The organism is Clostridium pasteurianum (assembly GCF_001705235.1).
Classification (GTDB): domain Bacteria; phylum Bacillota; class Clostridia; order Clostridiales; family Clostridiaceae; genus Clostridium_S; species Clostridium_S pasteurianum_A.
The window spans coordinates 363,728-385,378 of sequence record NZ_MCGV01000001.1 but is presented as its reverse complement, the minus strand read 5'-3'; the positions used below and the strand labels follow the sequence as shown (position 1 = coordinate 385,378).

Annotated in this window: 19 protein-coding genes and 1 pseudogene; 14 read left to right on the top strand and 6 right to left on the bottom strand. The window is 28.4% G+C overall.

What is annotated here, in order from left to right; genetic code table 11:
• Window positions 1-4: 4 nt before the first annotated feature.
• The 5 genes from BEE63_RS01770 to BEE63_RS01750 form a co-directional block, all read right to left on the bottom strand.
• Entirely contained in the window at window positions 5-1,789 is a 1,785-nt protein-coding gene (locus tag BEE63_RS01770) for an ABC transporter ATP-binding protein (protein WP_066019750.1), read from the bottom strand.
• A complete protein-coding gene (locus tag BEE63_RS01765) occupies window positions 1,740-3,482 on the bottom strand; it encodes an ABC transporter ATP-binding protein (protein WP_066019749.1) in 1,743 nt (580 codons plus the stop codon). Before BEE63_RS01765 ends, BEE63_RS01770 begins: the two co-directional genes overlap by 50 nt.
• Complete coding sequence (locus BEE63_RS01760; RefSeq protein ID WP_066019748.1) at window positions 3,479-4,483, bottom strand: LacI family DNA-binding transcriptional regulator; 1,005 nt, start codon at window positions 4,481-4,483, stop codon at window positions 3,479-3,481. Before BEE63_RS01760 ends, BEE63_RS01765 begins: the two co-directional genes overlap by 4 nt.
• Before the next feature lie 134 nt (window positions 4,484-4,617).
• Window positions 4,618-5,289 (bottom strand): methyltransferase family protein, encoded by a 672-nt coding sequence (locus BEE63_RS01755; protein ID WP_066019747.1) that lies wholly within the window; start codon window positions 5,287-5,289, stop codon window positions 4,618-4,620.
• The gene (locus tag BEE63_RS01750) at window positions 5,279-6,112 is read right to left on the bottom strand and encodes a MerR family transcriptional regulator (protein ID WP_066019746.1); all 834 of its coding nucleotides are present in this window, start codon (window positions 6,110-6,112) and stop codon (window positions 5,279-5,281) included. The genes BEE63_RS01755 and BEE63_RS01750 overlap by 11 nt, the downstream gene beginning before the upstream one ends.
• 371 nt (window positions 6,113-6,483) lie before the next feature.
• Between BEE63_RS01750 and dcm the strand changes: the two genes are divergently transcribed.
• From dcm to BEE63_RS01710, 11 genes and pseudogenes are all read left to right on the top strand, one after another.
• A complete protein-coding gene (gene dcm / locus BEE63_RS01745) occupies window positions 6,484-7,842 on the top strand; it encodes a DNA (cytosine-5-)-methyltransferase (RefSeq protein ID WP_242874645.1) in 1,359 nt (452 codons plus the stop codon).
• A 226-nt stretch (window positions 7,843-8,068) separates the two neighbouring features.
• Window positions 8,069-10,753 (top strand): DrmE family protein, encoded by a 2,685-nt coding sequence (locus tag BEE63_RS01740; protein WP_066019744.1) that lies wholly within the window; start codon window positions 8,069-8,071, stop codon window positions 10,751-10,753.
• Window positions 10,754-10,764: 11 nt separating this feature from the next.
• Window positions 10,765-14,445, top strand: a complete 3,681-nt coding sequence (locus BEE63_RS01735; protein ID WP_066019743.1) for a helicase-related protein — start codon at window positions 10,765-10,767, stop codon at window positions 14,443-14,445.
• Complete coding sequence (drmB, locus tag BEE63_RS01730; RefSeq protein WP_066019742.1) at window positions 14,438-16,288, top strand: DUF1998 domain-containing protein; 1,851 nt, start codon at window positions 14,438-14,440, stop codon at window positions 16,286-16,288. Before BEE63_RS01735 ends, drmB begins: the two co-directional genes overlap by 8 nt.
• Window positions 16,289-16,389: 101 nt before the next feature.
• A complete protein-coding gene (locus BEE63_RS21110) occupies window positions 16,390-16,482 on the top strand; it encodes a cold shock domain-containing protein (RefSeq protein ID WP_347463705.1) in 93 nt (30 codons plus the stop codon).
• Window positions 16,466-16,657: a hypothetical protein gene (locus tag BEE63_RS01725; RefSeq protein WP_066019741.1), complete on the top strand. Its 192-nt coding sequence runs from the start codon at window positions 16,466-16,468 to the stop codon at window positions 16,655-16,657. Before BEE63_RS21110 ends, BEE63_RS01725 begins: the two co-directional genes overlap by 17 nt.
• Before the next feature lie 89 nt (window positions 16,658-16,746).
• Complete coding sequence (locus tag BEE63_RS22250; protein WP_278286399.1) at window positions 16,747-16,869, top strand: hypothetical protein; 123 nt, start codon at window positions 16,747-16,749, stop codon at window positions 16,867-16,869.
• 79 nt (window positions 16,870-16,948) lie between these two features.
• Window positions 16,949-17,779 carry a PmeII family type II restriction endonuclease gene (locus BEE63_RS01720; protein WP_081312435.1) on the top strand — a complete coding sequence of 277 codons (831 nt, stop codon included), beginning with the start codon at window positions 16,949-16,951 and terminating at the stop codon, window positions 17,777-17,779.
• 8 nt (window positions 17,780-17,787) lie between these two features.
• Window positions 17,788-18,066: pseudogene (locus BEE63_RS22020) on the top strand (hypothetical protein); the annotation flags it as partial.
• Window positions 18,067-18,104: 38 nt separating this feature from the next.
• The gene (locus BEE63_RS01715; protein WP_066023119.1) at window positions 18,105-18,686 is read left to right on the top strand and encodes an RQC domain-containing protein; all 582 of its coding nucleotides are present in this window, start codon (window positions 18,105-18,107) and stop codon (window positions 18,684-18,686) included.
• Between the two features lie 666 nt (window positions 18,687-19,352).
• The gene (locus BEE63_RS01710; protein ID WP_066019739.1) at window positions 19,353-19,724 is read left to right on the top strand and encodes a VOC family protein; all 372 of its coding nucleotides are present in this window, start codon (window positions 19,353-19,355) and stop codon (window positions 19,722-19,724) included.
• Window positions 19,725-19,738: 14 nt separating this feature from the next.
• On the opposite strand, the gene BEE63_RS21515 is transcribed toward BEE63_RS01710, so the two are convergent.
• Entirely contained in the window at window positions 19,739-19,912 is a 174-nt protein-coding gene (locus BEE63_RS21515; protein ID WP_157797086.1) for a hypothetical protein, read from the bottom strand.
• A 168-nt stretch (window positions 19,913-20,080) separates the two neighbouring features.
• Between BEE63_RS21515 and BEE63_RS01705 the strand changes: the two genes are divergently transcribed.
• The 3 genes from BEE63_RS01705 (at window position 20,081) to BEE63_RS01695 (ending at window position 21,623) form a co-directional block, all read left to right on the top strand.
• Entirely contained in the window at window positions 20,081-21,007 is a 927-nt protein-coding gene (locus BEE63_RS01705; protein WP_066019738.1) for an AEC family transporter, read from the top strand.
• Window positions 21,008-21,100: 93 nt separating this feature from the next.
• Complete coding sequence (gene tlp / locus BEE63_RS01700) at window positions 21,101-21,328, top strand: small acid-soluble spore protein Tlp (RefSeq protein WP_066019737.1); 228 nt, start codon at window positions 21,101-21,103, stop codon at window positions 21,326-21,328.
• A 28-nt stretch (window positions 21,329-21,356) separates the two neighbouring features.
• Window positions 21,357-21,623: a YkuS family protein gene (locus BEE63_RS01695; protein ID WP_066019736.1), complete on the top strand. Its 267-nt coding sequence runs from the start codon at window positions 21,357-21,359 to the stop codon at window positions 21,621-21,623.
• Window positions 21,624-21,651 lie beyond the last annotated feature (28 nt).

The window sequence follows — 21,651 nt, the reverse complement described above, 5'->3', positions numbered from 1 at the left end:
TTTATTAACTAGCTTTAGTGCTTTCACAAACTAATTTTTTGTAGTATCCTTCTTCTTTCATAAGCGTATTGTGATTTCCTATTTCTAAAATTTTTCCGTGCTTTAAAACTATTATTTTGTCCGCGTTTCTTATGGTTGAAAGCCTGTGGGCTATTACTAAAGTTGTTTTCTCTTTTGTAATATTTTCTATAGCTTTTTGAATTAGCTTTTCTGTATGCGTATCTATGTTTGCAGTAGCTTCGTCTAAAACAAATATAGAAGGATTATGAGCTATAGCTCTTGCAAAAGATAGAAGTTGTCTTTGACCTGCAGAAAAAGTACTTCCTCTTTCCATAACAGGTTCATGAATTTTATTAGGCATTGTTTCTATAAATTTAGATGTATATGAGTTTTTTACAGCTTTTTCAATTAAATCATCATTTATTTCATCGTTTAAAGTGATGTTTTTTTCAATGTCTCCAGAGAATAAGAAGACATCCTGAAGTACTACAGCAACATTTCTTCTTAAATCCGCAGGTTTTACAGTATTAATATTTATTCCATCAATTAATATTTCGCCCTTTTGAATCTTATAAAAACCGCTGATGAGACTTATTATAGTTGTTTTACCAGCTCCGGTTTCACCGACAAAGGCAGCAGTTTCACCCTTATTTATAGTAAAGCTTAAATCTTTAAGTATCCAATCTTTATTGTTGTATGAAAACCATACATTTTTAAATTCCACTTTTCCCTCCATGTGTTTCATTGGAATTCCATAGTGAAGTTTTTCAAGAATAGGCTTTTGGTCTAAGAGTTCAAAAATCCTGTCAGCGGATACCATGGCTGATTGTATTGAGGTGTAGCTATCTGCAAGATCTGATACAGGGTCGAAGAACTGTCTTATATAAGTTGTAAAAGCATATAAAACTCCAATTTGAAGTGCTCCATTTGCAATTTTGCCCATTCCATACCAGATTATAATGGCAATTGAAAGATTTTGAAATACATTCGAAGCGGGTTTTAAAAAGCTGTTAAGAAAAGCTTGAAATAAAGTTGCATCATAATATTCTTTATTAAGCCCTAAGAATTCTTTCTTTTTTTCTTTTTCACCTCTAAAAATTTGAACAAGTCGCATTCCAGATATATTTTCAGCCATAAACCCATTTATCTTCCCAATTAATTTTTTCATGATTTTAAAATTTTTCTTTACTTTGGTTCTTAAAGCGAAAATTATAAAGAGCATAACGGGTATTACTGAAAAGGATACTAGTGATAATTTTACATTCATTGAAAGCATTGCGTATACAATTCCTATTAGGAGAAATACATCTTGAAATAGACTTATTATTACATCTGTATACAGTTCACTCAAAGCCTCTACATCATTTGTCGCTCTTGTTATAAGCCGCCCAGAAGAAGTTTTATCAATATAAGATAGGGGGAGAAGCTGGATAGTTTGAAAGACACTTCCCCTTAAAGTTTTCATAATCATCTGTCCAGCTTTGTTTATTAGGTTTGCTTCACTTATGGCAAAAAATCCACCGAAAGCCACTATTAAAAAATATAAAATTCCCATTGAAGTTATAGAGTATAGTCCAGTTTGAGGTTTCTTAGCCACAAGAAAATCATCTATTACGATTTTTAATATGTAGGGCTTAATTAGTTCGGCAGTATTTACTAAAAGTACGCAGATAGCAGCAAGTATAATTTTTTTCATGTGAGGTAGTGTAAGTTTTAGAAGTCTTTTTAAACTTTTTGATTTAGCAGGCTTCTGAGTTTTCATCTTTGAACTGTTCTCTGTAGATTTCATAGTATATACCTCCTTTTTTTAGAAGTTCATCATGGGTACCTTTTTCGGCTATACGTCCTTTGTCTAAAACTATTATTTCATCTGCATCCTTAACAGCGGAAAGTCTGTGAGCTATTATAATTGCTGTTTTATTTTTTCTTACATCCTTTAGATTGTTTAGTATATTTGTTTCGGTTACAGCATCTACAGCAGATAGAGAATCATCTAATATTAAAAGAGATGGATTTTTTATTATGGCTCTTGCAATAGATATTCTCTGCTTTTGACCTCCAGAAATATTTACTCCTCTTTCTCCAAGAACTGTATTGAAGCCATTTGGAAAATCCAATATACTTTCGTATATGCATGCTGCTTTAGCTGAAGCTTCAATTTCATCATCGCTGTATATGTCTTTAAAAAAGCCTATATTTTCTTTTATACTTGCAGAAAATAAAAAATTGTCTTGAGGAACATAGCCAATGTTGTCTCTTATGGAACTGAGCTTGTAATCATTTATATCATTTCCATCAAAAAGTATTGTCCCATCATCTACATTGTAAAGTTTTAAAAGCAAATTTGTTAAAGTGGTTTTCCCAGAACCTGTTTTGCCAATTATTCCGATGGTTGAGCCTTTTTTTATAGTTAAGTTTATATTATTTAAAGCATTTTTATCGGAGCCAGGATAAGAAAATGACAGATTTTTTAATTCAATATTTCCTTCGATGTTTTTCTCAAGCATGGCCTTCCCATCAGTTACCGCAGGTTTTACTTTAAATATTTTGTTTAATCTTTTCAGAGAGGCCATTCCTCTTTGAAGAACAACAATTACACGTCCAATAGATATTACAGGAGTCATAATCATGGCTATGTATGTATTAAAAGCAACAAAATCTCCAAGGGAAGCCTGACCTTTTAAAACCATGTTTCCACCTATAATTAAATTGAAAACAAAGCTTACACTGAAGCAAAGTTCAATTATTGGTGAGAGGGCAGAAGATATCTTAACTAGTTTTAAATTTGAATCCATCATTTTATCGTTAAGCTTTTTGAAATTTTCAACTTCTGATTCTTCTTGAACGTATGCTTTTATAACTCTTATTCCATTTATATTTTCCTGTACTCTATCTGATATTTCTGCAAAATTTTCTTGAACCTTCCTAAATCTATGCTGAACTATTTGACCTATTTTAAACATTACAATTATTATAAAAGGTATAGGTACAAGGCACATTATGGTCAGCTTAAAGCTTATACCGGTTATCATAGAATAAATTGAAGAAATACATATTACAAGACCATTTATTGACATAGCGGCAGCCGGACCAAAGGTCATTCTTACAGCAGAAATATCATTTATTGCATAAGCTATAAGATTGCCGGTTTTTTCATTATTATAAAACTCCGGTGATAATGTTTGAAAGTGGTCAAAAAGCTTTTCTCTTATGGTGTTTTCAAGTTTTCTTCCACCACCCATAACCATGTTTCTCCATACAAAAGTGCATACAAAGGTTGAAAAGGCTATTATAACCATGTAAAGAATATTGGATTTTACGAGAGCACTTTTAAAGTGACTGTTTTTTAAAATATCTATAGTATCACCAAGAACTTTTGGAAATAAAGTTTGTATGTAAGATGAAGCAATCATAAAAATTAAGCCTATGGTATATCTGAGTTTGTTATGTTTAAAGAAATTAACTATTATATTTTCTCTCATATAAGACCTCCATTTGTGAGCTTTTTAACGGAATCTCTTTCTACTAAGAAGCCATTTATAGTTATATTTTCATATGGCTTTTTTGGATTATTAATTCTATTTATAATTAAATCTATAATGCTTTTGCATGAATATTCTATATTGATATCTATGGTTGTAAGAGCTGGAATGGATATGGCACATACTTCCTGATTGCCTTTTCCTATTATTGAAACATCGTCTGGAACTTTAAAGTTATTTTCATGCAGCAGTTTTATTATTTTCATCGCAGTCAAATCACCCTGACATATAATTGCAGTGGGTTTATTTTTTAGGCTTAACATCTTTAATAAATTTTTTTCTAGGTCATTAGATTTGCTGTTTACAAAGAAATTTTTATTTACTTTAAGTCCATATTCATCCATAGCAGCCTGCATTCCAAGAATTTTTTCATTTAATGTGTAAAATGATAAGTTGCCTGCAAAGCCTATGTTTTTATGACCGTTAAGAAGTAAGTACTTACACTGCTTATAGCCGAGATTTACAGCATTGAACCTTACAGTATCACATTCAAGTGAGGGTAAATAATTTCCGTATAAGACCTGACATTCAACTTTGGATTTTAAAAAGTTCATGTAATCTATATTAAATCTTCCAATGAATAGTATTCCATCAAAAACATTTCCCTTTAAAATTTTGCAGGGAATTTCCTTTCTATTTTGTTTATCCTTTGGTATAAATTCTATGCTGTATTCAGCACCTCTTTTTTGAAGTTCTGTTTCCATGCATTGGAGAGTAAGATTGAAGTTTGGGTTATCCTGCAAATTAGTCTTTTCGTGAAGAATCAAAATATTAACGTTATTTTTTGGCTTATGATAACCTAAAGTTTTAGCTTTGTAAATTATTTTATCTCTCAGTTCTTTACTTACACCATCTTCACCTCTGAGGGCTCTACTAACAGTAATTGATGATACGTTCATTGATTTTGCTATGTCTGAAATGGTTGTTTTTTTGTATTTCAATATAATACGTACCTCCTTTAGTTAAAATTATAAATTTATTATAGATATTTTTACATAAAAAATCAACGTTATAAAGTTCTAAAATATAACGTTGATTTATGCTAAGTTATAAATTTTAAGTGTCCTATTTATGTTTACCATATTAAAGGAATAAGTCTATATGGCGTTTTTAAACAGTAATCGCTGTAACCCTGAAGTTCATATAAAAGAGTTTTTTCTTCATTTTTTATTCTAAATACAAGTATAGGTATTATTAAAAGTGCAGGTATAAGTGAGTAATAAGATCCAAGTGCCAGAGGCATAAAGAGAGACATTAACACCATTCCGGAATACATTGGATGTCTAACTATGGAGTAGAAGCCTGTTGTAATAACCTTTTGTTTATTTTCTACCTGTATAACTGTTGAAGCATAAGCATTCTGCTTAAAAACGAAGAAAATAAAGATGTATCCTGCAAAGAATATGAGATTTGATATAATTACAAGCCATACTGGTTCCTTAGACCAATTAAAGTAAAAATCTATACCAGGAAGAATAAAACTTATAAAATATAGTTTGAAAAATGTTGGAGTTTTTGCTGTTTCTTTTTCCTTAGTTTTCGATCTCCTAGCTAGAAACTCGGGATTTTTTTTAGTAAAATAAACTGCAATAAAAAGCGTTATCAAGGAAAAACCTGACCACAAAATCCATGCCTGCCAGAATTTAATTGTGCCCGCAGGTAGAAACAGAATAACCCACAGAATAATCATAAGAATTATTGGAAATGCATAAATCTTGGCATTTGATTTATTTGTATCACTTTTCATTAGTAGTACCTCCCTCGTAGTTTAAATATTTTTGTATAAGTTCCCTATGTTTCTTTTGAGAAGGTGAAAGATAATCGTCTGTTAGTTCATTAAGTAAATTTTCATATGTCATTTCAAAGCCAGTTTGATTGCATAGCTTTTCTTTAAGAAGTGGTATGTTTTTTATAAAATCAGCGCCTTCTCTTGCCAGAGCTTCAACCTCTGGATCATCCTCGGACAGTTCTTTTAGTTTAGCAAGGCGTTTACCAAATTCTAAAGCTATTTTATATTTTTCCGGATGCAGCTTAAAATATTCCGCTATTCCTATAAAATTATTTTTATAATCTTTACCCCATTTAAAATCTTCTATAATACCAAAAATATTACGCTGCTGTTCAAAAAGTTTAGTATAGCCGTGAATTTGTTTTTGGGCTTCAGTAGTTTCTAACATATTTGTAACTGTTTTAAAGGCTTCAGATTCAAAGGGAGTCTTTTCAAGGGTAACTATGGGGCTCTTTAATAATGTTTGTATTTTTGATAATTGATCTTCGATTCGCTTTTTTTCTTTTAAAAGGCCAGTTTGCAGTGCTTTTAGAACTTCATTTAAATTAGTTTCATCATTTGCATCTTTTAATATTTCTTTTATCTGTTTTAAACTTAAGCCTAAGTTTTTTAAGTGCTTAATCATTCTCATACGTGAAAGTTCTTCTGCTCCGTATAGACGATAACCGCTATCTGATCGCTTTGGCTCCTTAAGCAAACCAATTTTATGATAGTATAAAACGGTTTTTAAAGTGCTGCCGGTTAACTTAACGAAATCACTGATTTTAATTTGATTAGCCATTTTTACCACCCTTTCTTTGTTACATTATAAACTCAACCCTTGGGGTGGAGTCAAAGGAAAATGTAGGTATAATACTTGGAATAAATATGTAAAAAATTAAGGGAAATATACAATTCAAATTTATATATTAAAAAGAGACATATTATAAAATGAAAATAAGGTAGAAAAAATAAATAGTAATTATTAAACATTAGAGTTTTGGTTATAATTGAGAGTATGAATAAAGAGGTAATACAAAGAGGTAATACAATGATAAGAAGTATTTATATTGATAATTTTAATATAATTTATGGTAATAAATATATTTTTTAATTTACAATACCCTGAAAATATGTTAACATATTTTCGTAACATTTAAGGAGGGTTTTATTGTGGATAAGTTAATAATAAGCAAGAGTAAGTTGAATAAAGAGATGCACAAGAAAAACATTAAAACTCAAACTGAACTTGCAAAAATGATGAATATAACTAAAAATCAATTATCTGTAATTTTGTCAGACAAATTTGATCCTATAAAAAGCAATGTGGAAAAATTATGTAATGTACTAGAGGTTAATTTTGAAGATATAGCAGAAAAGAAATGTGAAAATCAACACATAAAGAAGCCTGATATTGATAATAGTGCTTCTATACATAGCAAAGATGTAAAAAAAGAACTTGATGTAGATAGTGAATATATAGATGTTAGTAAAGTTATACCTAATAGAAAATACAATGTAGTGGAATTATTTGCTGGTGCCGGTGGATTAGCTTTAGGATTAGAAAAAGCAGGATTTCAAGAAATTGGATTGGTTGAAATAGATCATAATCCATGTAATACGTTAAGAAAAAATAGACCTAATTGGAATGTAATTGAGGGGGACATTATAAAAATAGCAGAGGAAGGGATAAAAAAGTATTTACCAGAAAATGTTGAAATAGATCTAATTTCTGGTGGGTATCCTTGTCAATCATTTAGTTATGCAGGGCATAGAATGGGTTTAGATGATGTTAGAGGTACAATGTTTTATTACTATTCAAAGATATTGAAAGAATTAAAACCTAAAATGTTTCTTGCTGAAAATGTAAGAGGATTAGTAACACATGATAATGGAAAAACTCTTCAAACAATGATAGAAGTATTCAGTGATATTGGATATAGGGTTACATGGAAAGTTTTAAAAGCGTTAGATTACAATGTAGCACAGAAAAGAGAAAGAATAGTTATAATAGGAATTAGAAACGATATTGATAGTTCTATAGTATTTAAGTATCCTAAACCTTATGAGTATAAACCAGTTTTAAGAGATGCTTTGAAAGGGGTACCGCCATCACAAGGAGCAAAATATCCACCTAAAAAGGCAAAAGTATTAGAGCTTGTTCCTGCTGGTGGGTGTTGGGTCAATTTACCAGATAAAGTAGCAAAAGAATACATGGGAAGCAGTTATTATTCTGGCGGTGGTAGAAGGGGAATGGCAAGGAGAATAAGCTGGAATGAACCTTGTTTGACTTTAACATGTGCTCCTGCTCAAAAACAGACAGAACGCTGTCATCCAGATGAAACAAGACCATTTACTACAAGAGAATATGCAAGAATACAGAGTTTTCCAGATGAATGGCAGTTTGAGGGCTCAATGTCAAGTGTGTATAAGCAGATTGGAAATGCTGTTCCTGTAGAATTGGCTAAAGCTGTAGGAAAGGCTATTATTGCAACATTAAATAAGATAAATCAAAAAAGAGAAGGCTGTTAAATGCCTTCTCTTTTTGATAGTTTAAATAAGTTTTGTATAATTTTTATGCATAGTCAAGTAAATGTTTATCTAAAATTAGATTTAAATAAGGTATAAATTAAAATATATTTTATTAGTACTAGTTAGATATTAATATTATGAAGTAAAATGTCAAAATTTAAAATTATTGTAGTATAATGAAAATATAAATGTATTAAGTATTTTATAGAAAGGGTGAATTAAAATTTTGAATTTAAATGTAAGATTAGATGGAAAAATCTTAATTAAAGATTCAGAAGTAAATTTTAATAAGTATATATCTGAAATTGTAGGTATATTATTAAGCACTTTTAAAGAAAAATACAAAATGGATTTGTTTTTAACTACTGATGAAAATATGATTAAAAGTATATTTATTGTTGTTATTGGAATACGTTCATATTTAAATAATTTACTTTCTTGTGATTGTAGAGATGAAATTAATGATATAGAAATTGGGGATATAGTGTATTACAATAATTGTAAGTGCAAGTACATTGGAATTGAAAAAATATATGGAAACACCAAAATAAAATTAGAATATAAACCACGAAAAGTAGGTAACCTTCAGCTTCATGATTATACTTATGTAGATATAAAAAATAAAAATCAAATATCCAAATATTATGGGGATTCAGATAAAATAAATAAAATGACTGGGATTAGAAATAAAAAAAATAATAGTGGAAAGGCTTTATTAGCAAAACTATTAGATTTAGATCCTGAAAAATTTTGTAGAGTAGTAAAAAGACAAGTAGTTTTTGTTTTTGAAAGTAAAAAAGAAATGGAATATATTTTGAATAATATAAAAATTAGAATTGAAAAAAAACAGTACAACTTATGTGAAATTTTACCATGTAAATATTATTCTGATATAGATAATGGTACCTATTTAACAGGAAATTTATATAAAGAAAAACCGGTTTTATTATTTACATCAAGACTAGATATTGCAAAAGAATTAATAATTCACAATAAGGAGTGTAAATCATTAATTCTACTGGGAGCAGATACATACAAAAATTATATTGATGTTATTTTCGAAAATATAATGCGAAAATTGGATCATAAAAAATTTGAAAAGTTGATTGTCTATAATTCATTTAGTGATGTACAGGATGTGGATAGGGTTTTAGATTACAAACTAGATGTTTATTCTTGGAATAAAGGTACTCTAATTAACAAAATAAAAAATAAAACATATCCAAGTGATAATAAAGAATTAATGAAATATTTAGATACAAATATAAACTGCAGTATTATAGATGATAAAGATATAAACGTAATTATGACTAATGTAAGAAAAGGACTTGTTGAATTAATAAAAACTAATGAACAAATTATTGATAAGAAGAATTTTATAAGGATAGGTTTTAAGATATATAATGTATTAAAAACAATTATATTTCCAGTTAAAGAATATAAGAACTCAAATTACATGGAAACTTGCTTTGATGATTGGTTCAACAAATTAAAAAATATTTTAAATGAGAATGATTTATATATTGAAAATATAAGTTTGTTGCAGCCGGTTTTTCACGGGTTAAAAAAGTTTTATGAGATCTTATATTATGAAAATCCTAAAGTGAAATGCTTAAAACAAAAATTTAATTATAAAGCTACAGTTGTTTGCAATGATTTATTTGAAAAGAATCTTTTAATAAAAAACATAGGAATAAATGAAGATAAAATTATAACTTTAAATCAAGTAAATTCAAGTTTAAAAAATAAAAATTTAATATTCTTATCTTTCTATAATAAGTCAAAGGAATATCAAATAGGAAATTATTTAAATAATGATATTTCAAATATTCTTTATGCTTCTGAAGTTTTTGAGTATAATTCAAAAATTAGAAGTTTTAATAAAATGATGGGACAAATAGCTAAAAATAACTTATTATGTGATAATAAATATAGTGAGATTGATTATTTAAATGAAATTAAGATTGACTTCGATTTTCTAAAAAGTGAAATAAAAAAATATAAAGATAATGATAATCCAAGTAAAAATAATGAATCTATTGATGAAGATGAATACATAAAAGATGAAAATACAATAGAACGATATAATAGAGATAATATTGAACAAGAGTATTTTTCAGATGTAAATTATAATATAAATCAATTATTTCAAGTTAGGAATAGAAGCAGTAACAATCAAGAAAGCATCAATGCTCAAGGATTAGGGATAGTTAAAAAGAAAGTAATATTTGAGGACAACAGATACTGTTATTTAACATCAGATTACCTTGCATTGTGTATTGATAAGGGTAAAGAGTTAGAGAAAAGTATAGATTTATTGAAGCAAGGAGATCAAATAGTTTTTATAGAAGAAATTTCAGCTGATGAACCAGAAGTATTATTCGATAAAATAATAAATTCAAGTATTTTCAAGGAAAAGTATAAAAGACATTATGAAAACATGAGGTATTGGAAAAAAGCTTTAAAAGAGTATAGAAATTTATATAATATGGATTACAATTCCTTATCCAACGAGCTAAGAATATATAATGTGAATAAGAGCAATGTTGCAATAAGGCAATGGATAGAAACAAGCGATAATGTAATAATTGGTCCCAGGGAACCAGAAGTTTATGAAGCCATAGCAGATATAACACTGGACAACAAAATGAAAGAGCATTGGAAAGATATATATGAATCTAATAATATTATACGAGATTTTAGAACAAGATTTAAAAAGACCTTTAAGAGTATAGTAAAAGACTTTGCTTTAAATAAAGAGCAAAATAATAATGAAATTGAAAAGCTTGTTAAGAATGTTTTTGGAAATTTAAATCAATATGTAAATATAGTAAAAATACAAGAAATAGAGGATGTATCCCAAAATATGAAATACGTAAAAACTAATTCGTTAATAGATAGTGATAAATAGGGGTGAGATTTTTGGATAATGATTTTGCAAAGGAATGTGAAGAAGCAAGAAAATTAATTTATGAAAATGTGAGAAAAGAATTATTAGGACCTGGTTCAGAAGATATAGGTTCTGATGTTGAGCATGAGTTTATAACTGATCCACCTATATCAAGATATTCAACAGGAATATTGTTTCCACAAGATTTAAATATGGGACAAGAGGTAAAAGGAAATGTTGATTTAGAAGATGATAGCAATAATTATCAGGAAGAACAGGAACATCAAAAAGGTTTAAATGCAAATGGAAAAATTGAATTTCAATTATATGAAAATGACAATGTAGAGGCTCAAGAATTTGAAGAAAAAATAAGCATGACAAATGAAAAAAAGCCTTCTTCAATGGGATTTACTTTCTTTGCAAAAGGAGATGTTAAAGAGTTAGTAGTAAGATTAAAAGGTGCTAAATATAGGAAATGTAAATTAGAAGACTGCTGCGTTAGGTACAGTGGTGAAGATTATTTTGAACATAATGGATTAAAGGAATATATAGAGAGAAAAGAAGAAAATTTAATAATAAAAAAAGAATTCCCAACAAATATTATAGATGAATATAAAGATGATGAAAAATATAAAGAAGATGATGAATATAAGAGCTTTATAACAGTTTTATATGCACTAAGTAGACAGATTAATTGTATAAAAAACGGAAAGGGATACGTTAGAGAACCTATAAGTTTTTCAGACGTTTTAAATATAAAATTAAATCAAAATGGTAACTATACAGTTCATGATGTTATGCCTAAAAAGTTTTTAAGTAGCAATGGAGAAGAAATGGAAATGGATTTGCAGGTTTCTATATATACTAAAGAATATCAAAATAGTATTAGAAGCTATACTGTGATACTAGTAAATAATGAAAAATTTAAACATTATGGAAGAGATCTGAAATCAATTTTTCAGCCAGAAATTAGAATATTAAGCGAAGATAATAAGCAAATGACATTTATCCACAATAGAAATAATTCTATTGTGGATTTTAATAAGGACTTGGATGAGGAAGAGCAATTGCTAGAAGTACTTTATAGTAAAAAAAAGAATTATGCAGTTGGACATGGTGTGTCTGTAATGGAGGAAATGGATAGCTTTGGTAGCTTAAAAGAATTAAAAACAACATATATACCTACTTATAAAGTAAAAGGAATAAAATTTGATATGGAAGGTATAAGTAAAGATCAATCAAATATAATACTTTCAATGAAAAACTTAAGTGATTATTCTAACTTAAGCAAAAATGAGGTGATTTTGAATTTAGAAACTATAGTTAAACTTTACAATAATTGGATTTATAATTTAGAAAAAGAAATAACAAGTTTTAAAGATGAATATAAGAAATTTACCCATATAGCAAGGTGTCAAATAGAAGAATGTAAAATATGTTCTGAAAGAATAGAAAAAGGAATTAATATATTATCAGAAAACGAACAAGCGTATTTTGCATTTCAACTTATGAATAGAGCATTGATGATGCAAAGGGTACAGGGAAAGAGTTCACAAAAAGAAAGATATCCAGATGATGATGAAATAAAATATCCAAACGTTGATTTTAAAAAAGTATCTCCTGATGAGGCTATATGGAGACCATTTCAATTAGCTTATATTTTAATGTGCTTAGAATCAATAGTGGATCCAAAGTGCAGTGACAGAAACTTAGTTGATTTAATTTGGGTCCCTACAGGAGGAGGAAAAACAGAAGCTTATTTAGGACTTACAGCATTTACTATTTTCTTAAGGAGATTAAAAGATAAAAATAATGGTGGAACAACTGTTATTATGAGATATACATTAAGGTTATTGGCAGCACAGCAATTTACAAGAGCTAGTATATTAATATGTGCTTGTGAACTTATAAGAAGAGAAATGAAAGGCAAATTAGGAAAAGAAAAAATCACTATAGGATTGTGGATTGGTTCTAATCAAACGCCCAATAAGAAAAGTGATGCAAAAAATGATTGTAAAGAATTAAGATATTCAACTAGAAGTGCAGATGTTTTGAATCGTAACAAAGCCCAATATAATAAGTTTCAGGTACTAAAATGCCCATGGTGTGGCACAAAACTGGAAAGAGATATTAAATATAATGATAAAATTAAAAAATATGATTCGCCAAAAGGAGATTGGGGATATGAATTTACAGGAAAGGTAAATAAGATTTTTTGTCCTGAAGATGAATGCATATTTAACAGTGCACTACCAATAGAAGTAGTAGATGAATGTATTTATGAAAAGCCACCAACTCTTTTATTTGGAACTGTGGATAAATTTGCTATGATAACGTGGAACGAAGGGTCAGGTAGCTTGTTTGGCATAGGTAGTAAAAATAATAAATCACCAGAACTTATTATACAAGATGAGTTACATTTAATTTCAGGACCGCTTGGAACATTGGTTGGTGAATATGAAACAGCGGTGGATATATTATGCAGTCAAAATGAAAATAATATAAAACCTAAAATAATAGCATCTACGGCTACAATTAGAAATGCTAAAGAACAATGCAGACAGCTTTATGCTAGGGATGTTAAGCAATTCCCTCCATCTGGTTTATATGAGGATGATTCATTTTTTACGAAAGAAGATAAGACAAGCTTTGGAAGGCAATATGTTGGTATAATGCCAAGTGGAAAAACATTGACGACAACACAAGTTAGGCTAATGTCTGTATTAACTAATAAAGTTAATGTGATGAATTTATCCGATAAAGTTAAAAGTAAATATTGGACATTAGTAGGTTATTTTAATACTATAAAAGAATTAGGTATGACAAGGAGCTTGATAAATGCTGATATTCAAAATAATATAAATGCAGTTTCTACTAGAATATTAAAATACAATAAAGCAAGAAGATTATATTATATAGCTGAGTTAACCAGCAGAGTATCTTCTAATACTATAAATAACACATTAAAGAACTTGGAAGTGGAGTATAGTAAAGAAAATAAAGATGATAAAAAGTATGCTATTGATGTTTTATTAGCTTCTAATATGATATCAGTTGGTGTTGATGTATCGAGATTAAATCTGATGATGGTATTGGAGCAACCAAAGTTGACATCAGAATATATACAAGCAACAAGTAGAGTTGGAAGAGAAAACCCAGGAATCATTTTTACTTTGTATAATCCAACAAGATCAAGGGATAAATCCTACTATGAGATGTTTCACGATTATCATCAATCATTTTATAAATATGTAGAGCCAACAAGTGTTACACCATTTTCAGAGCCAGCGCGAGAAAGAATGTTGCATTCAGTTTTTATTGCATTAATAAGACACGCAGTAGGATTAAGTTCTGAGGTAGCGGCAGGTAGCTTTGATAGTATAGATAATTCTGTAATTGATAAATGCAGGAATAAAATAATTGAAAGGGCAGAAAAAATATTAAATCTTTCTGAATCAGATGAGGAAATACAAAATATTAAAGAAGAAATAAATTTATTTTGCAAGGAATGGAAAGAAAAAATAGATAAATATGATGGGAGGATTAAATATTCAAAAAATAGATCAGCAAATAATGAGGATAATTATGGATATTTGATAAGACCATTTGGGAAAAAAGTGAAAACTGAAAAACCTACATTACAATCAATGAGAAATGTTGATAAGCAAGGAACAGTAGAAATTTTGCAGTTTGGAGATGATGCAGATGAGTAGTGAAAAAAGAATCCAATTGGATAAAAATAAGTATGATGTAAGATTATCTCAGATAATAACTACATTTGGACCAGGTGGAATAATGGATTTCATTGACCAACCATTAATGACTGCTTCACAGAAGTATTGGGGAAGTCCAATTAAAATTAGTGAGGAAAGGTTAGCTAAAAAACTTAATGTTAGTAACTTTATAGCTCCTCAAGATGCTGATTCAAAATACAATGTACCGTTTGTTAGGTTCCCTAGTTGGTATTATTGTCCTGAATGTAATAAACTTAAGCAAATAAAAGATTGGGAAAAAGAGTATTTAAAGGCACATAGAAGCGATGATAAAATTAAATATATGAAAAAACCAGTGTGTACAAATCATAAAAATGAAGTACAATTAGTTGCACCATCAATTTTAGTAGCATGTAAAAGAGGACATATTGATGATTTTCCATGGAGTAAGTGGGCACATAAAAATGTAGCTGGGGAATGTAGCAATCCTGAACTTGAATTAATCTCAAGTTCAGGAAGTCTAGGTCTTGATAATATAAAAGTTAGATGTACTAATTGTAATGCTGAAAATAGTCTTAAATTAGCTAGTTCAAAGAATGGATTGAAAAATTTTACATGTAAAGGTGAATTTCAATGGAAAAATGAACGTGAAAAATGCGAAGAAAAGGTTCAAATGGTATTAAGAAATGCATCGAACATATATTTTCCTAAAATTGAATCTTCACTTTCAATTCCTCCATATTCTGATGATATTAATACAATGATAAATGACAGCAGTGAATTTGAATCACTTAAAAGTGCAATGAATAAAAAAGAGAAAAAGGGTAAATTAAAAGAATTTATAAAAGATGACTTAGAAGATTATATAGAAGAAATTTCAAAAGAAATAAATATGAAAGATAAAGTTGAATTAGTAGATAAGATAGTGTGTCGAGAATTGTTTGATAAAGAAAATGCTAGTGAGAAAACGAAGAATGATTATAGATATGAAGAATATAATGCCCTAACTGGAATTTCTATTCCAGATGAGTATACTAGTAGAGACTTTAAAATTGAGAAAAAAGATCTTAAAGATTATGGAATAGAAGAACTTTCTAAAGTGATTTTAGTTAAAAGATTAAGAGAAGTTAGGGCTTTAGTAGGTTTTTCTAGAATTAATATGTATGATAATTTTATTATGGGAACCAAATCAAATAATGATGAGGTAAAAATTATAGATATTAAAGATAAAGAAAGTAAAGCCTATCCAGCATATGAGGTTAGAGGAGAGGGAATATTTATTGAGTTAAATTTGAAATTAATAGATAGCTGGGTAAAAGAAAATAACGAGATTAGTAAAAGAGCTCAGAAATTAAATGATAGATATAGTAAAGTAAATAAGGGAAGTTATAGAGAAATAACACCAAAGTTTATATTGTTACATACGTTGGCTCATTTACTAATTAAAGAGTTGAGTTTTGAATGTGGTTATTCTTCAACATCTTTAAGAGAAAGAATATATTGTGATGTGCCATCAGACAATTATAATATGAGTGGAATATTGATATATACTGCAGATAGTGATTCAGAAGGAAGTTTAGGAGGATTAGTAAAACAGGGTGAGCCGAATATATTACCAAGAATATTAAAAAAGGCCATAAAAAAAGCAGTATGGTGTTCATATGATCCTATATGTATAAATAGCACAGGACAAGGATTTAAGAATTTAAATCTTTCGGCTTGTTATAGTTGTGCCTTATTACCAGAAACAAGTTGTGAAGAATTTAATACATTATTGGATAGAGTTGCGATAGTAGGAACATTAGACAATAGGAATATGGGCTTTTTTAGTAAATATATATAACTACAAAAGATATTAATGGAGGATTTCAATTGATAGAAAGAGTAAAAAATATGAAATAAAAAAAGGGATATGGATTCATTATAGGTCAAGATGGAAAAGAAGTGCTTGTACATTTTAGTAATATACAAATGAATGAATTTAAGAAGCTAGAAATAGGAGAAGTTGTTAAATATTATATTGGAGAATATTATTAATCCAGAAAAGAAGGAAAATCCTAAAGCTATAGATTTAAATTTATATGCTGATTTAAAAACTCAAAAAACTACATTTTTTACGGCAATGAAAAAATATCAATGTGATCCACAATATACAGTTACATTTAATTATAAAGATTATGAATACTATAAAAAAATTATCCAGATGCAATAATATATTGGTGGGTAAATTGGAGACAATTAAAATTTAAATCTTATGAAGTAAAGCCATTATACGGTGCGTGGGAAACAAGCTTTAAAAGTATGAAAGAAAAAATTCAAAATAAACAAGTACCATTACATTTGTATGATTATAGAATTGGTGATAAAGTTAATGCAACTAGAAGTTATTTATTTAATGTAAAAGATTTTGAACAAATACTTTAAATAGCACAAATAACACTATATAATGATTATTGAATATACTAAATCATTGTGTTGATATTGTTTTTATAATAATTAAGGGATGTATATAAGTAAAAATGAAGTAAGAATTTATAATAAGGCTATTAAAAATAATAGTATTAAAACTATAACAACTTTAACTGAAAAACGAGGGGGAGTAACTTTGGATGAAAAAGAAAAGAAGAAAATATTAGAAAAAGCTAAAAAATTTTTTAGAGATACAATCGCAGAAAGCCATAAAAAAAATACGAAAAAACTAGTTAAATTAAGTGAATTTAAAATTAATCCATTTTTAATAACTTATTTGTCTAATTATTTAACTGGTAATAATGAACCTATAAGTATTGCTAAAGCTCTTATATATCCTCGAGTTTTAGGAACTTCTATAAATACTTCTTTTGGAAGTAGAATCCAAGAATTTTGTCATAGTGTATTAGAGGGATTTGCGTCAACTACTTCGGGAATTGATATAGAATTTATAGATGCAACAGATGGTAGAAGAAAGTATTGTCAAATAAAAGCAGGACCTAATACTATAAACAAAGATGATGTTGAAACAATAGCAGAGCATTTTAAAAGTGTAAAAAATTTAGCTAGGACTAATGGGCTAAAACTTCAATTTGATGATTTAATTGTAGGTGTTCTTTATGGCAATAAGAATCAACTAAGCGCACATTATAAAAGGATAGAAAATGATTACCAGTACAATGTAATAATTGGACAAGAATTTTGGTATAGGATTACTGGAGATGAAAGCTTTTATGGAGATCTTATAAATGCATTTGGTCAAGTTGCTGAAGAAGCGGATTCAACTAAGTTATTGAATGATACTATAAAATCATTAGCTGAGAACATTAAAAATAGTGATGAATTTGGACATTTATTTAAATAAGATATTTTGTATCAGACGAAATAATAGAGTATTTTAATATTAAAGAAGGTAATTTTGATTCAGTAGGGTTATGTAAATATACTGTACCAAGTTTTCAAGCAATAGGCAAAGAGTATCAAAGGTTAATAATAGATGTAAGTTCAGAGCAAGATAATATAGTAGATGTGTTATATTCAGTATTTGAATCCTTTATAAGTGATGAAATTTCAGATTTCAATTCTTCAGTATATTATAGTACACCGCAGTATTTAAAATATTCTTACCTAGAGGGAAAGTTACTAGCATAGGCTTGAAAACATAGATGTATATAGAAAGGTTAATTAACATGAGTAGAAAACCTAGAGTTCGCTATACTTTAAGTGATTTAAAAGATCAAACAGCACCATCGAATGAGGATATAGAAAAAATTCTTAGGGCTGCAGATGAAATTATTTTTACTGCAGGGAGGTCAATGCTTGCCAAAATACTAAAAGGATCTAAAGATAAGAAACTTCTAGAAAATCATCTTGACAGTTGTCCAAGTTATGGATATTACAAAGATTTAACTCTTGAAAAAATCACTAAAGTTGTAGATTGGATGCTTGCCAATGATTATTTAGACATTAATTATAATGGAAGATTTCCTATGATAATTTTTTCACAGAGAGGTTGGGAAACTTATAAACCTGTTTATGTAGAGGAACTATACAATTGTATTTCAAATGCGAATATAGATGAAGCTAAGCAAGATGAACTTGTAGAAAGACTTAAGGGAACTAATAGAGAAGTAATTAAGCGTTTGCTATTAAAAATCGGAGAAAGCAAAAACATTGGGGTTATAAACTTTTTAAGAAAATGGGAAAGCAGTGAGGTTAAAAAAGTTCGACATATGATAAGTGATTCTATTTCAAAATTAGAAAATAGTTAAATTAGTATTTTAGATATTTGTGCAAGTTGTTTATTAGGGTATAATATAATAAAAATACTATTTACTGGAGGCAGTAAATATATGGAAAAACGAAATGAATGAAAAAGTTTATATAAACAATTTTTACACTATTCATATGATGATTTAAAATTAGAGCTCTAAATGGCGGACATGGGATTTCAGAAGATGCTATAGAAAGAAGATATTATGAATCATTAGGGAATTTAAAAGAATTATTAAAAATATGTAATGAAATAAATATATATGATAATACCAACAGATTTAAGCATATAGCGTATATAAGAAATGGAATAATTATATGGAAAAAAGATATAATCCCTGAGTGGAGTAATAAAATCTTAAAATAATGTAGTTTTGGTATTATAAAAATTGAATGAAGATGATATTTAAGTTTGTAGAAAATACAGAGTATTAATTCTGCATTTTTTATTTACGATATAATCGCATTGAAAGGTAGAAATGTGAAATATATTACATTTAGGAGGAATGCCCAATGTCAAACTATTTAAAATGTAAATTTACAACATGGATGAAAAAACAGAAAAAAGCAATGGAGATTTATATAAGCACAATACAATAAAATCAGATTTTACTTGTTTTACATTTAAGCTTTAATGTAAAAATCAATTTTGGAGATGACAAGCAATGAGAATAAAGAAAGTTTTGAGCCGTTTTTATGTATATGATATTGATAAAGCAGTAGAATTTTATGAGAAAATCTTTGATGAAAAATGCAGCATGAAATTTGACTATCCTGAAATGAATCTAAAATTGGCAAGCGTGGGAAATGTTTTAATTATATCTGGCTGTGATGAAGCTTTGAAGCAGTTTAAAGATACTAAGGCAACATTTTTAGTTGATTCTGTTGCTCAATTTAGAACTTTTTTATTAAATAATGGTGCAGAGATTATTAGAGATTTAAAGGAGGTGCCATCTGGAAGAAATATGACGGTAAAACATCTTGATGGCACAATAGTAGAATATGTTGAACATAGTTTTTCACATTATTCTATATAAATGTATCAGTTCACTTATTTTCCTAGGTCTTCCCTAACTCTTTTTTCTGATGCATTTTCTTCTTTTACACGATTTAATCCCAAATTGGTAGATCCATAAGCCAGCATGGTATTTAATTCTCTTATCTCTTCATCGGGTTCCTTTGGGGACTTTGCCCATTTTCTATCTAAATTTATATGTTTAGGCATGGTAGTATCACTCCAGACAAATTTATTTTTATAAATATAATTTACCCAATTGTGCTTGCGAAAATGCAATTTTTATCGTAAGAGTAGATAGACTATGCTAAAATATATTAGTACACATTTAATTAAGGTTTACTAATGGAAAACTAGTTAGTTTAGAAAGGGAAAATTATGAGTATCAAAATTATATTTGAACAGATGTTGGTTCTATTTTTTATGATGGTGACGGGTTTTGTTTGTTATAAGAAACACTTTGTGGACGATAATGGATATAAAAGTATGTCTTCAATAATTGTAAATATATTAAATCCGCTGCTTATTATTTCTGGAGTATTAAATAAAAAGGTTGGATATTCGGGGAAAATTATAGGAGAAAATATTTTGCTTGTTTTCATTCTTTTTTTAACATTAATTATAGTAAGTTTGATTTATATTAAAATAGCAAGAACTTCAAAAGAAGAAGTTTCAAGTTATAGATTAATGATAATGTTTTCAAATCTTGGGTTTATGGGAATACCTTTAGTTTCAGAGGTTTATGGCACAAAGGCAATTATTTTCGTTGCTTTTTACATACTCGGTTATAATATTTTAATTTATACATATGGAATTTATCTAGCAGCAAAAGATAATACGGGTACAAGCACTAAATTTGAGTTAAAGAATATGTTTAATCCGGGTGTTGCAGCCTGCATAATAGCTATAATTTTATTTGTTTTTAAAATTACTGTGCCAAGATTTGTAGGTTCTTTTGTGAGCTATATGGGAAATGCCTCTGTTCCATTTTCAATGATGGCAATAGGAATTTCTCTTGCGGGTACAAATCTTAAAGAGGTATTTATGAATGCTAGACTCATTTCTTTTTCTGTGGCAAAAATGCTAATTATACCTATTGTATGTATTTTAATAATGAAAAATTTTGGCTTCGATAGTGAAGCTCTTGGTATATTTGCACTTATGATTTCTATGCCTGTTGGAAGTATTGTAACTTTAATAGAAACTGAATATGGTGGTAAAGATAGCAGTATATGTTCAAGTGGAATAGCATTAACTACAGTTTTTTCTATAATTACAATTCCAATAGTTTCCTTATTTGCGTAGTTTTATAGTGAATTTATAAATGGAATAATCCTCATGTCTCTTGAACATAATAAGCATTGTATGAAACTAATTTAACAAAGGAGATGCTTATTTATGAGAAGTAAACCAGATGATAGAAGTGACAATGTTGATAGGCTTCAAGAACATATAGACAATACTAATCAAAATATTCGTTTGACAAATGAAATGATTGAAAAGACAGATAATAAAAAGGAAAAAGAAGATTTAAAGGCTAAAAATTGCAGAAGAGAAGAAGCACTTAACGGATTTAAAGCGGAAATTAAAGATGAGGCACTAGATAAAGAAAAAGGATATAAATAATCGTGTAATTAAAAAGGGGTGATATCATATGAAAAGGATTGGTGTAGAAGAAGGATTATCCAATGTTGCTGATTATTTAAAGACACAAGGATATTCAATAGAAACCTTAGGTGGCAATCTTCAAAATAATGCTTGCAAATGCAAAAATTTAGATGCTATTGTTACATCAGATATAAATACAGATATGATGGGTATTAGTGATGTTTCGACTGAAATTCCTGTTATTAATGCTAGTGGATTAACTGCAGAAGAAGTAAAAGATATGATTGAACAGAAATTTAATAGGTTAAAATAAGTTATTGTAATATGCGTGTTGAGGCAAA